The organism is Halonotius sp. F2-221B (assembly GCF_046719765.1).
Lineage (GTDB): Archaea > Halobacteriota > Halobacteria > Halobacteriales > Haloferacaceae > Halonotius.
Genome location: NZ_JABEBY010000031.1, coordinates 1 through 12,020 on the forward strand (window position 1 = coordinate 1; position 12,020 = coordinate 12,020).

The 12,020-nt window shown below is 61.2% G+C and carries 13 protein-coding genes and 1 tRNA gene; 10 read left to right on the forward strand and 4 right to left on the reverse strand.

Annotation, left to right across the window (positions count from 1 at the left end):
* Positions 1-241 precede the first annotated feature (241 nt).
* The 3 genes from HKK80_RS14740 (at position 242) to HKK80_RS14750 (ending at position 1,970) form a co-directional block, all read left to right on the forward strand.
* Positions 242-317 (forward strand) — tRNA-Cys (locus tag HKK80_RS14740).
* 312 nt (positions 318-629) lie between these two features.
* Complete coding sequence (locus HKK80_RS14745) at positions 630-1,178, forward strand: hypothetical protein (protein WP_411800341.1); 549 nt, start codon at positions 630-632, stop codon at positions 1,176-1,178.
* 144 nt (positions 1,179-1,322) lie between these two features.
* On the forward strand, positions 1,323-1,970 hold the full coding sequence (locus tag HKK80_RS14750; RefSeq protein ID WP_411800342.1) for an endonuclease III domain-containing protein: 648 nt from the start codon (positions 1,323-1,325) through the stop codon (positions 1,968-1,970).
* Positions 1,971-2,043: 73 nt separating this feature from the next.
* On the opposite strand, the gene HKK80_RS14755 is transcribed toward HKK80_RS14750, so the two are convergent.
* Complete coding sequence (locus HKK80_RS14755) at positions 2,044-2,499, reverse strand: hypothetical protein (RefSeq protein ID WP_411800343.1); 456 nt, start codon at positions 2,497-2,499, stop codon at positions 2,044-2,046.
* Between the two features lie 255 nt (positions 2,500-2,754).
* On the opposite strand from HKK80_RS14755, the gene HKK80_RS14760 reads away from it, so the two are divergent.
* The 7 genes from HKK80_RS14760 (at position 2,755) to HKK80_RS14790 (ending at position 8,614) form a co-directional block, all read left to right on the forward strand.
* A complete protein-coding gene (locus HKK80_RS14760; RefSeq protein WP_411800344.1) occupies positions 2,755-3,294 on the forward strand; it encodes an ArsR family transcriptional regulator in 540 nt (179 codons plus the stop codon).
* Complete coding sequence (locus HKK80_RS14765) at positions 3,294-3,800, forward strand: hypothetical protein (protein WP_411800345.1); 507 nt, start codon at positions 3,294-3,296, stop codon at positions 3,798-3,800. The genes HKK80_RS14760 and HKK80_RS14765 overlap by 1 nt, the downstream gene beginning before the upstream one ends.
* Positions 3,801-3,939: 139 nt before the next feature.
* Positions 3,940-4,740, forward strand: a complete 801-nt coding sequence (locus HKK80_RS14770) for an SWIM zinc finger family protein (RefSeq protein WP_411800346.1) — start codon at positions 3,940-3,942, stop codon at positions 4,738-4,740.
* Positions 4,741-4,797: 57 nt separating this feature from the next.
* Positions 4,798-5,829: a hypothetical protein gene (locus HKK80_RS14775; RefSeq protein ID WP_411800347.1), complete on the forward strand. Its 1,032-nt coding sequence runs from the start codon at positions 4,798-4,800 to the stop codon at positions 5,827-5,829.
* A 90-nt stretch (positions 5,830-5,919) separates the two neighbouring features.
* Positions 5,920-7,860, forward strand: a complete 1,941-nt coding sequence (locus HKK80_RS14780) for an SWIM zinc finger family protein (RefSeq protein WP_411800348.1) — start codon at positions 5,920-5,922, stop codon at positions 7,858-7,860.
* Positions 7,861-7,877: 17 nt separating this feature from the next.
* Positions 7,878-8,087 (forward strand): hypothetical protein, encoded by a 210-nt coding sequence (locus tag HKK80_RS14785; protein ID WP_411800349.1) that lies wholly within the window; start codon positions 7,878-7,880, stop codon positions 8,085-8,087.
* Between the two features lie 236 nt (positions 8,088-8,323).
* Entirely contained in the window at positions 8,324-8,614 is a 291-nt protein-coding gene (locus HKK80_RS14790) for a hypothetical protein (RefSeq protein ID WP_411800350.1), read from the forward strand.
* A 151-nt stretch (positions 8,615-8,765) separates the two neighbouring features.
* Here the strand turns inward: HKK80_RS14790 and HKK80_RS14795 are convergent, their stop codons facing one another.
* The 3 genes from HKK80_RS14795 to HKK80_RS14805 all read right to left on the reverse strand — a co-directional run bounded on the left by HKK80_RS14795 (position 8,766) and on the right by HKK80_RS14805 (position 11,929).
* Entirely contained in the window at positions 8,766-10,244 is a 1,479-nt protein-coding gene (locus HKK80_RS14795) for a lipopolysaccharide biosynthesis protein (protein WP_411800351.1), read from the reverse strand.
* A gap of 51 nt (positions 10,245-10,295) precedes the next feature.
* Positions 10,296-10,499 (reverse strand): hypothetical protein, encoded by a 204-nt coding sequence (locus tag HKK80_RS14800; protein WP_411800352.1) that lies wholly within the window; start codon positions 10,497-10,499, stop codon positions 10,296-10,298.
* Positions 10,500-10,570: 71 nt separating this feature from the next.
* Entirely contained in the window at positions 10,571-11,929 is a 1,359-nt protein-coding gene (locus HKK80_RS14805; protein ID WP_411800353.1) for a GAF domain-containing sensor histidine kinase, read from the reverse strand.
* Between the last annotated feature and the right edge of the window lie 91 nt (positions 11,930-12,020).

Genomic DNA, 12,020 nt, shown 5'->3' on the forward strand with positions numbered 1-12,020 from the left:
TAAGCTCGTCAGCGTTCCGCGCAGTACTGGAGTGGGAGACCCTCTGGGAGCCGTGGTTCGCCGCCACCCATTCATACTTTCATTCACTCATCCAACGAGTCACATCTCTGGCTTGTTGGCTACGTTCGCCCGATAGCGACAGCTCTCGTTGTCGCTGGTGGATCGCTGTTTGCAGCGACAGTCGCTCGATGAGCAACCTAACCGCTAGGCTTAAGCGACTCTCGGGGATACTACAGCACGCGCCAAGGTGGCAGAGTCCGGCCTAACGCAGCGGCCTGCAGAGCCGCCCATCGTCGGTTCAAATCCGACCCTTGGCTTTCATACGATACCCTTACGCCTAACACCACTCTGGGCTCCGTTTCGTTCTGTCCCCCAACCGGGGTGAGTGGTGGCTTCCCGTTGGGTGAGTCTGTTTATCGCGGGTAGCCGCGTGTCGATCCCTTCGTCGTGGATAGATTTTGCTCTTTTAGCACGCTGCAGAGCCCGTTGTGTCATTGTCGTGAGGATAGTATCCCCTATGATTAATTTGCTGGAACCCGAAGCGTAGAACTGCATCTCTCTGTCCGACGGCATCGCACGTAGAACAGTCGCTGTGTTCGACACCGTTCCACCAGGAAGACGTACCCAAAATGACAGCACGCTCACAATCCGTTCAGCAAGATCCCACATTTGATCAGGACGAAAAATACGCAGTCTACGATCCTGTAGAGGGTGTCATCTGCCACCACGACGACGGGGCTGCGATCAGCGACAGTCGGGACGACGCAGCTGCCGATGTCTCAGCCGTTGCCGAGCAGATGGACCTCCCAGCGGATCGTCTTGCGGTTGTTCGGCTCACGATTACACCGGCGGATGCCTCGCCTGCAGTTGCTGACGATACTGGCTCCGGTGATGCCGACACCGGCGATGGCAACACCGGCGATGCTGACACTGACCTCACCACCGGCTCGATCATGGTCACCCGCGGGCCGCATCGCCGAAACTCACAACTCGTCGAGTACCGCGAAGCCGAAGACGGGGCGTGGGCGGTCAAAACCCCCGAAGACGACGAGTTTTGGATCTTTATGCGATCCGGCACCGAGCGTGATGTGCATCAACATATCCGAGCGAAATGGGACGCCACCTACGGTACCCCTGACCCATTCACTGATCAGGCGTGTCCGACCAACGACCTCTGATAGCCTCCACGGACACTGCTCTCGCAGCGGCGCGTCGGAAGCGACGCCCCGGGCAGCCGTTTTTGCTGTGTCGGCGCGCGGTATGAGGAACGACGCTGACTGCTGAGCCGACATCCAATTACCGGTGTGGCTCTAACGACTCGTATGGATATCCGGCAGCTGCACCGCGATCTGATCGAGCTGCATGGCCGGCCGAGCAAGACCTACAGCGAGGATGGTGTTCGTCAGCTACTCACCACGATCCTCTCACAGAACGTCGCCGACGTACAGACCGCGCGTGCCTCCAAGGAACTGTTTGCGGCGTATCCCGACTATCGGGCGATGGAACAGGCCGATCACGACGAACTGGCCGAGGTGATATCCGAGGTCGGGTTAATGAACCAGAAGGCGACGCGCATCCAGCGATCGCTCGCGGCGATCCGTGAGGAGACCGGCGGCGAGTACACGCTGGCCTTTCTCGATGGGATGGACACCGACGCGGCTCAGGCGTGGCTGACCGATATCAAAGGCGTCGGCTCGAAGACCGCCAACGTCGTGTTGAACTTCCACTTCGAGAAGCCGACCTTCGCGGTCGACACCCACATCCAGCGACTGTCGACCCGGTTTGGGTTGATCGCGGAATCGACGACCGCCGACCAGGCCCACGAGGTGCTCAACGAACTGATCCCGGATGATATCAAATACAGCCTGCACGTACTGTTGATCACCCACGGCAAGGAGTACTGTTCGGCACAGAATCCTGACTGCGATAACCCCGTGTGTGAGACCTACTGTGAGTGCGATCACTGTTGAGGGCGCTGTCGACTCCCCGTACGCGCCCCGTGTGCTCCGGTCGTCGGCGATATTCCCACAGCGTCGCTCTGGCCTACAGGCTGTCGTCGAGATCCGGCAGCTCAATTTCGGCTGTGTCGTGGCTGTTCCCCCCGCCGCGAGGCCCGTTTGTCCCTAACTGCTGTCGTGTCTGGAGGCCTGATTGGTAACACTCGATGACCGCTGTGGCGTGTCGCTCACACGCCAAGACACCAACCGCGCCGGCTTCGACAAAGATGAGTGGCATGCCGCCCCCGTGTTCGTGATTGCGACAGGCTGGACACTGAATCCCGCCAGCCGGCAGGTGGCCTAACAGTTCCGCGCTGTCCTCGGTTGTGAGCTCGCAGATCGCCCGAAACTCCTCAAGATGGGCATCGCACCCAACGACCGGCACCGTGAGTGTCCCCACAAGGAGAAACGAGATCGCCTGTCGACCACCGGATTCCAAGGCCGCACGACAGTCCGAGCAGTGGGGCCTGTCTCCGAGTGGTGGTGCCGCGTTTGGTTCCATCGGATACCTCTCTAGTCGTCCGGCGACAAGGTAAGTGGTTGGGTTGCTCCCGGTGTGCGCGCAGTACTCTTCACAATCGACGGTTCCAACGAGTGGCTGCACCCGGTGGTTCTCCAGTTTAACGTGAGGTGTGAGGTGTTGATCGGTAATGGCCCCAGTGTGGCGAGTGAAGGGTTCCCAGCGGTGAGCAGCCCTGCTACTACATAATTAACTGCCACAAAATTATTTCAGCCTCGGAACCGAAGATCGGTTGAGATGGCTGAATCGACACCGCCGTCGTGGACAGCCGACACCAGCGGTCGGGAGCGGGTTCGACATGTCGCGGAGACGCTGACCGAACCAACGCCCGTCGGCGAGATTGCCGAGCGAGCCGAGGTTTCGCGGGCGACCGCGGCCGACGAACTCCAGGGGTTGGCCAGCGACGACTGGGTGACCGAAACGACCGTCGACGGTACGCAGGCCTACGATCTGAACCCGGTACGATTACTCTTTGATGAGGTGACCGATCTGATCGACGAGCACTCCCGCGAGGAGTTAGAACAGCGGCTGGCGGATCTGAAAACCGAACAAGAGGAGGTGGCGACGGACTATGACGCCACCTCACTGGCCGCGTTTCGGGAGCAACTGGCGACCGAGGAGCTGTCGGCGGCCGAGCTGCGTGAGCGTCGGAACGTCATCGAAACGTGGGAGGCGATCAACACGGAGATCGGGCTCGTGAAACACGCCCTCCAACTATACGACGATGTCGTCGAACTCGCCTCGCCGCAAACTGACTCGTCGTCGACGCTCGCCTAATGGTGGTGTTGCTCGCCAACCGGGCGAACCTGCAGGCCCGGCGACTCCACGAGCGGATCGCTACCCGGCTTCGTGGCTCCTGTGAGACGGTGTGGCGGCGACGCGCCGAGCCGGGCGAGCCGGGGCCGTACCGCGTCGTCGGCGAGGTAACGCCGCGGCGGTTTCTCGGGGTCGACGCCTATCCGTCCGATGACGCACGCATCGAGATCGGGTTTCGACTCGAAACAGAGGTCGAGTACGAACACTACTGGTGCACCTGGATCGAACCGGAGCGGGGGCTGGCAGTCGGGTGGCACCAGGACGGGAGCCACGAGGAACTGGGCCCGGTGCATCTGCAACTCGACAGCGGGGAGCGGGTCGTCGAGCGGCAGGCGGCGACGGTCATCGACGCCCATCCGCTGGCGGTCGTCGCGCGGCGGCTGGCGTCGCTTGGTGAGGTGGTGCAGGCGGTAGCATGGGACGACGGCGACCCTGTTGGGATCAAACCCGGTGATGGCGACGGATAGCGGCTGTCGTGACCGACGAGCCCGTCGTAGAGCACCAGCCACCTCGACGCTGGTGTGTCTGTCGAATGATGGCTGACCTACACCCTACCAACGCATCGACACCGAAATCGGATTGGGCAGTCGTCTCAGACAACAGTTTATGAACGTTGACCGAGGGACGGCCAAAGAGCGGAGCACCGACGCCGTCTTTGAGCGTGGTGAAACGTACCGTGACGAGGGACGGATTCAACGGATCGACCGATTCGACGACCTCGTGACCGCACGCGTCAGCGGTTCACACCTCTATGACGTGACGATCGACTTCGGCGGCCGGAGCATCGACACGCGGTGTACCTGCCCATACAGCGGTGGCGGCGACTGCAAACACATCGTTGCTGTGTTGCTGGAAATCGCCGCAGACACCCCGCAGGACGAAAGCGATCAGGTTGACGACGTACTCAGGGACGTGTCGGTCGACGAGCTGCGTGAATTCGTCCGTGATGCGGTGGCCGAACAGCCCGGGTTGCGCGAACAGTTTCTCGCACGGTTCGGGGTCGACGACAACTCGGTCGAGGAATACCGCGAGGAGATCGCACAGCTATTCGAGCAACACGCCGACCCAGTCGTATACGAGGCCATCGACTTCTCACGGTTTTTTGCGATCGCCGAACAGTACCGGGATCGAGAACGGTATCTGGCCGCCGCGACCGTCTACCGGGCGGTATTCGAGGAAGTCGACGAGAAGTACAACTGGATCGACGGAGCCTACGACCACTACGCACAGGTCATCCAGACCGCACTCGACGGCTACGCCGACTGTGTGCTTGCGACCGATCCGACCCCATCCGCGTTCGACACCTACGCCGGTGTCCTGGAAGCGCGGACGACGGCGGATCCGGCGATCAACAACGAGCAGTTCCGGCGCGCACTCGACGATCTCGAAGACCGATACGATCAGTGATGTCGACGGACACCGACGACAGCAGGGTTGAACACCACCCAGTGAGAAGACGCAGCCATGCCCCACACCTGCGATGACTGCCAGGAGACGTTCAAGACGCTGAGCCGGCTTCGCCTCCACGACTGTTCGGCGGACGAACCGACTGCTGGCGAGGATCTACTCGAAGACAAGCGAGAAGAGATCAATCGACAGGAGCGGCAAACCGAGCGGCGAGTGAGACGTGCAGCCAGCGAGGCATTGACAGCCCCGCTCGAAAACGCACGGCAGGGCGACGAGATGGCAGTCTATCAAGCACTTGCGGCGTACGAACGGCGACTCACCGACGAGTGGGCACGCGGCGAGGACGGCGACTACTGGGGCTTTCATCGTACCTTCTTCGGGCCGGCTGTCGAGGGGCTCGAAACGGTCACCGAGCGGGAGGGATGGCCGTTTCTTCTCGACGTCCTTGAGGCGTACTGGCCTGAAGCCACGTCCGATTTCGATACCTATCCCGAGCACGAACCCTTCGGCGGCGCGGAACGTGGCGATTTCGAGGAGTATCCACACGTCAGTCACGTGCTTGTGGCTGTGACTGGCATGCAGTTGGTACGGACACGCCGTGACAACGATGTTGCGGCGATCCCGGTCGACGCGCTGGAGTATCTCCTACCGTTTCATCGGCATCCCGGCGATACACAGCCGTGGATCGATTCGATGAGCTACGGGTGGGGGATCGGCCATCCGAACCATCCCTTCGAGACAACCATCGAAACGCTCACCGACGGCGAGTATGAGATCTGGGTCGGGACAGCCATCGAACACGCGATGCACGCCGATCAGCACGCGGCGACAACACTCCTCGAAACCCTGTTTGATGCGGATCTCGTTGCTGACCCGGCCCAGTTACTCCAGGCTGTCGGGAAGATCGATCGTGGCTACAACCCCGATACGAGCGACCACTGGAACTGGGAGACGCTGTCGCCCGCGTTTCACACAGATGGGTTCGACTGGGATCCCGCGGTTCGGGATCGGCTCCGGCGTATCGTCGTTGACTGTGGACTTGCTGGACGGCTCCCGGCCGACTGGGCGTTTACCGATATCGTCCTGTAACCGGCGCGCGACGGCGGTTGACCACGACGCGGCCAGTGGGTGTGTAAACACCAGATTTTCAGGCACCTCCACGGTAATCGTCGGCAACAGATGGACGCGCCAAGCCGAGACGAGATTCGCTCGCTCTGTACCGAACAGTCCTTCGAGCGGGGCGTCAACTACTACCAGCAGGATCGCGTCCAGCACGTCGATATCGACGGCAGGGAGATCAGGGCCACCGTTCGTGGCTCTAGCGACTATGAGGTGGCTATCGACATCGTCGACGACGCCATCCGAACCCACTGCACCTGTCCATACGATTACGCGGGCGACTGCAAGCACATCGTTGCCGTGCTGCTGGCGGTCGCAGGTCGAGACGACGAGCCGGAGGGTACCACGGTCGACGACACCGAACAGACGCCGTCAGAGAGGGTTGCTCTCGACTCGGTGGTCGCCGATATGACGGCCGACGAACTCCGATCCTTCCTGCTGGATGTCGTCGCCGACGAACCGGAGATCCGCGACCGGCTTCTCGCCTACGCAGGCGCAGACACGGGCAAGACGGTGTCCGACTACAAACAGGAGATCGACCGGCTGTTCGACGACGCTGCCGGCCGCCGCGGGATGATCACGCAGGATACCTATATCGATTTTTCCAAGTACCACGATCTGGCCGAAACCCACCGCGACCGCGGGGACATCGAGACAGCGACGACCATCTACCAGGCGATCGCGGAGGCGATCCGGGAACACCTGAATCGTGTCGACGACAGCGGGGGCCACTACGGTCGTGAGATCGAGCGCGCAATCGACTCCTACGCCGAGACCGTCGTCGACGGCACCGCCAGCCACGACGAGCGGCGATCCCACATCGAGACACTCTGTGAGGGGTTTATCAACGCCGAGCACAACTTTGCCAGCGACTATTATGACGACGCGCTGCGAACGCTCTGTACGACTGACGACGACCTCGAATACTGGCTGTCGGTGCTGGAGGATCGCGTCTCGAATATCAGCCTGGACGCCATGACCACTGGTGAGTCGACCGAGGAGCCAGCACCGAACGACGCATCCGCACAGCACCGCGAGCGAACCGACGACGTGCTGTATGCCTCTGATTTCACGAGTGGGCCGCTTACCACCGACGACTTCACCGGTGGCACACTCGATATCGAACATCCGGCGGTTGGGCCACTGCAACTCGTGTTTTTCGTCGGTGACGCCTTCGAGACGTTGCGTCTCGACGACCCGACGACCGTCGAGGAACACACCGTCGATGTCGACCCGGCGGCCGCAAGTGGTGGGAGCACGGAGCTTTCCTCCTCGCTTCGCGTCCGGCGCCTCGTCTCGATGTACCGGTATATCCTGGATGCACTCGACAGGGACACAGCCCTCTCGGAGCTATACGAGTCGGTGTATCTCGAAAGTCCCCGGCTCTGCCGGCAGTACGCCGAGCGGCTGCTCGATGAGGGGAACGGCGAGCGAGCGATTGAGGTTATTGAGAACGGTATCGAGACCTTCGGGCGGACGACGGAGCTTCGTTGGCTGGCGGCCGACTACTACCGCGAGCGTGATCTCGATCAGTACCGCGAGACACTACAAGCATTGTTTCTTGAACATACCGACTGGGACGCCTACGACGAACTGAAAGACAACTGTGACGAAACGGAGTGGCAGGCCCGCTACGAGGAGATCGAACAGCGATTCCCGGACAGCCATGCCCAACGCATCGCGCTGTACGTCCACGAGGGCGAGCTTGATGCCGCGTTTGCGGAACTACAGGCCAGCGAGCAGCTCTCGCTGTTCCGCCAGTATCGAGAGCCGGTCGCAACGGTCGATCCTGTCGAATACTTCGAGTGCTACCGGGAGCTTCTCGTCCCGTTTGCCGCCGGCGAGACGGGGCGGCGGCACTACCGGACGATCGCTGACCACCTCGAAGCGATGCAGCCCCTCGTTCCCGAGGCTCGGTTCGAGGCGTTCGTCGACGAGTTGAAGGACGAACACTCGAACCGCCCGGCGTTTCTCGACGAACTCGACAAGGCGGGCTTTTGATCGATGTCGCACCGGGGATGGCACAGTCGGTCGTGGGATGGCTGCAGCCGGCCGGGCGTGACCTCCGCGAACGCGCGACCACGGACGATGTCGACGCCGAACGGGCCCACGAACTCACGCGGGTCGCAAGCGACTGGGATCTCGCGCGGTATCGGCTCTCGCTCGTCCAGGATGCGATGGAGCATTACGACACGTGGGGGTCGGATCCCGCCTCGATCACCCCATGATCGGCGAGGAGACAGGGCGGGATCGCCACCGCCGCCGCGAAAGGACTGCGACTCACCGACATGGACGTTCAGGCCGGCTTGTGTGACCTGTATCGACCACCACCGAGCCCACACGGAGCGATACGCTGCGACCAGCCCACTGTAGGCCGCCGCGGTCGGTGGCAAATTACTGCGACGTAACAGGGTGATTTCAGGCCTCCGGTGTCGGGGAACACTCTGCCCGACCAAACCTATTCATGCGCCGCGCCCCAACTGCAGACGTGAAACGAACGTATCGGTGTCTGAGCTGTCTTGACGAGACGATCACCAGAGCATTTGATACGTCGCACCTGTCGATGGCGTGTGAGGGGTGTGGCTCGTTCAGCCGGTTCATCAATGAGGCAGTCTTCACACAGTTCGAGACGTTCGAGAACGCACCACCCGAGAATCTGGCGTGGTCACAGCTCGACCGAACAGAGAAGCTGCTTATCAGCGAGCAGGTCACGCGGCACGACCGTTCGATAGAGGACTTTTCGGTGTCTGCCTGACAGCCGCTGCTGTCAGGTGTGTTCCAGCGTCAGTGCACAGCGTCCAGCGCGTACCGAACACACAACGCAGCCCACCTAAGACGAACCTCTTGGCAATACCTGAGCAGTTGTCTCGACCGCCGGTTACACGAGTGTGCACAACACCGGTTGCTCACAGCACGCGAAGGCGCAGTTGCTGGCTGGATATCTCGCAGGTTCGGCGGTACACCACACGCGCCTGCTCGGAGACGGAACCGAGTGCGAGCCCAAAGCCAAGACAGGCAGCCGGCACGGCGAGCACCGCGGCAGTGACTGGGCCGCCACCGGCAGCCGTAACACCCCAGACGGTGCCGTAGACGACCCCCGACTCCACGAGGAGTGCAGCCACGAACTGTCCCACGAGACGCCGATCAACGAGCGTCGAGGAGAGAACGCGGCTGCTGTAGTAGACCACGTAGCCACCGACGACGACGTTCATCACCACGTAGCCGGCTGCGCCGGCGAGTGCCCCATACTGCGACCCGAGCCACAGCGTCAGCGGGACACTGACGGTCAACCCGTAGAGCTTCGTACGGAAACTCAGCCCCGGCTCCCCGAGGCCCTCCAGCGTGTGCGAAGCAAGGGTCCAGAACCCACGGAAGATGTTGATACCGCCAACGATGATCACGGTCGTCGAGAACTGTTCGGGTGCCGATCCGAAGGCCGCCGTGGCGATGATATCACGAGTCGACAGCAGGTAGCCGAACACGAGAAACGAGACGCCGCTCCCGCCGGTGACCGCCGAGTCGATATACCCACTGATGTCGATATCCGCGGCCGTATCACCGCTGACCTTCGTCAGCAACGGATTCGAGAGCTGCCAGGCGATCGTCGCGCCGAAGTCACCAAACCGGTCGGCCGCCTCGTAGATACCGACCGCAAGCGGTGTCGACACGATTCCCAGCACGTACACCGGCATGTTGTACGAGACTCGGTCGAGCACCTGATCGGGGATACTCCATCTGGCGAACTCCCATGCCCGCGATATCTCGTGGCGACTCGGAAGAGTGGGTGTCACCCCGAGGATCACGATCATGACGCCGAACACGGCGAGTCGAACCGTGATCATGACTAGCATGAGATCCGTGACGGTGGTTATCGACCCCATCAACCCTAGTAGCAGTCCCAGTTCGAGGCTACTCTTGACGCTGTTGATCCACGTAACCGCGCTGGGATAGCCGACGGCACTGGTGAGGCTCCCGACCGTCATCGCCAGCGCGGTCGTCACCGCATAGACCGCCGAGACACGGAGGAGCCCCTGATCGAATACGGTTGCCGCTGCGAGATACTCGCTCGTTGTCACAGCGACCAGTCCAAGCAGACAGAGATAGCCAGCACTGAACGCAAGGGCGACACCAAGGTAGGCATCGACCGACTCGCCGGGTTCGGGTCCGATTTTGTGGAGGGTCTGGGTGATTCCTCTGATCGGTCTGAGTACGAGTGCGATGCCGAGTACGACAAAAAAGTAGCGGCCGGTGACTGACGGTGACGTGACGAAGGCGTAGATCACCCCGCTCAGGGTGTAGAGCGTCGTCGAGACTATCGCGCCACCCGTGGTCTGGATCGACGACCTGAGGAGGTCGATCTCGTTGCCGTCCCGCTGCGTTACCATCGCACTATCTAGAGGCACGAGACCGGTATAACGGTGTCCGTGTTACGGGTGTCAGAACTGGTTGAAGTAGATCACCAGAAAGAGGCTGCTCAGGGCGACCAGGGCAGCCGCGCGCAGCCCGATGAAATAGTACGATCCCGGAAGCACGATGAACACGAGTATGCCCAGGATCGCCGTGTTCAGATACTGGGTCGTCTTTTCTTCGCTCTCGCTGAGCAACGCCGAATCGGGGTCGTGGTCGTCTGTGTTTGTCATTGTGTCGCATTGGTTTGTGACGGACAAAAGCCTCCGCTTGGGGTCGAACCCTCCTGCTCAACAAACCGGCACTACGCTGCGCCCGTCGTGACACCGGTGATCTCGAACCGGGCTCCACCGTCGGTGCCGCCGGTCACCGTCATCTCCCACCCGTGGGCGTCGGCGACCCGCTTGACGATAGAGAGCCCCAGCCCAGTCCCACTGTCCGCTGTCGAATAGCCGAGATCGAATATCTCGTCGCGCTCCTCCGGTGGAATCCCGGGGCCGTCGTCTTCGACGAAAAACCCGTCATCGAGCGCGCCGATGGTGATCGTAACCTCCCTATCACCGTGTTCGACCGCATTTCGAACGAGATTCTCAAGTAGCTGTTTGAGCTGACTCCGGTCGGCTTGAACGGTCTGATCGGTGGTGGTCTCCAGTGTTGCCTGCTGGGTGTCGACATTTCTCCAGCAGTTCTCGGCAAACGAGCCGAGTGCAACAGACTCCAGCTCTTCGATATCGTCACCACTGCGAGCAAGCGTCAGCAAACTCTCGATCAGCGACCGCATCCGCGTATGCGACCGCTCAATCGGCGCAAAGTGCTCGCTGTCCATCTCCCCCTGCGCGAGTTCCAGTCGACCCTCGGCAACGTTGAGTGGGTTCCGCAGGTCGTGTGACAGCACACTCGCAAACTCGTCAAGCCGTTCGTTCTGGGTTTCAAGCTCCTGTCGCTGTTCGACACGGGTGAGTGCCGATGTCAGACTGGTCGACAGGAGCTGTGCAAGCGTTGCGTCGATCTGATCGAAGGCATCCGATTCAGTCGCACTCAGAATAAAGACCCCGTGATCGCCGAGTGGATACATCAGCTCGCTCCGAAACGGCGTCTCATCGGTAAACCGATCGGGGTGCTCGGTGATGTTTTCGTAACTCTCCGCGTCGCCCGTTCGATAGACCTGTCCTGCCAGACTGTCCTCGACAGGAAGCGCGGGCGGCTCCGCGTCCAGCTGCTCCTCGGCAGCCGCTGTCCACGCCACCGGTTCGAGTACGTCCTCGCTCGCATCGTGGAGGTGAATCCCATTGATCGGGCGGTCAAACACGCCTTTCGCTGTCTCGACGCCGATTGTCGCAACCTCCTCGGGGGTCGTTGCGGACTGCAGGTTCTGGGTTGACCGAAGCAGCTCTTTGAGCGTCTGTTCGTACTGCTTCTGTGTCGTGATATCGCGGTACACCCACATACTGGCCTCACCCTCGGGGAGACTGTAGGGCAGGTAATCGCGTTCAACAAATCGGCCATCAGCAAGACTGAGTTTCTCGTTGTGGACAGCCTCTCGGTCGGCATGCCGCTCGGCAATGCCTGTGATGAATCCCTCCGGGTCGGCGAATCGATCCTTGATCCCTTCGGCCGCCGAATCACAATCACGCCCGATCAGTTCGTCGCCGGTCAGGGGCACGTCGAATATATCGCATCGCTCATCTGTAGAAGTCGGTACTCAAGATTTTCTCGAACCAGCGATCAGTGTTGAGTGTGAGGCTGAGGAAGTT

Excerpts from the sequence above, each read along its gene's own strand:
- HKK80_RS14745 (WP_411800341.1), top strand. The coding sequence starts at position 630 with ATGACAGCACGCTCACAATCCGTTCAGCAAGATCCCACATTTGATCAG.
- HKK80_RS14750 (WP_411800342.1), top strand. The coding sequence starts at position 1,323 with ATGGATATCCGGCAGCTGCACCGCGATCTGATCGAGCTGCATGGCCGG.
- HKK80_RS14755 (WP_411800343.1), bottom strand. The coding sequence starts at position 2,499 with ATGGAACCAAACGCGGCACCACCACTCGGAGACAGGCCCCACTGCTCG.
- HKK80_RS14760 (WP_411800344.1), top strand. The coding sequence starts at position 2,755 with ATGGCTGAATCGACACCGCCGTCGTGGACAGCCGACACCAGCGGTCGG.
- HKK80_RS14765 (WP_411800345.1), top strand. The coding sequence starts at position 3,294 with ATGGTGGTGTTGCTCGCCAACCGGGCGAACCTGCAGGCCCGGCGACTC.
- HKK80_RS14770 (WP_411800346.1), top strand. The coding sequence starts at position 3,940 with ATGAACGTTGACCGAGGGACGGCCAAAGAGCGGAGCACCGACGCCGTC.
- HKK80_RS14775 (WP_411800347.1), top strand. The coding sequence starts at position 4,798 with ATGCCCCACACCTGCGATGACTGCCAGGAGACGTTCAAGACGCTGAGC.
- HKK80_RS14780 (WP_411800348.1), top strand. The coding sequence starts at position 5,920 with ATGGACGCGCCAAGCCGAGACGAGATTCGCTCGCTCTGTACCGAACAG.
- HKK80_RS14785 (WP_411800349.1), top strand. The coding sequence starts at position 7,878 with ATGGCACAGTCGGTCGTGGGATGGCTGCAGCCGGCCGGGCGTGACCTC.
- HKK80_RS14790 (WP_411800350.1), top strand. The coding sequence starts at position 8,324 with ATGCGCCGCGCCCCAACTGCAGACGTGAAACGAACGTATCGGTGTCTG.
- HKK80_RS14795 (WP_411800351.1), bottom strand. The coding sequence starts at position 10,244 with ATGGTAACGCAGCGGGACGGCAACGAGATCGACCTCCTCAGGTCGTCG.
- HKK80_RS14800 (WP_411800352.1), bottom strand. The coding sequence starts at position 10,499 with ATGACAAACACAGACGACCACGACCCCGATTCGGCGTTGCTCAGCGAG.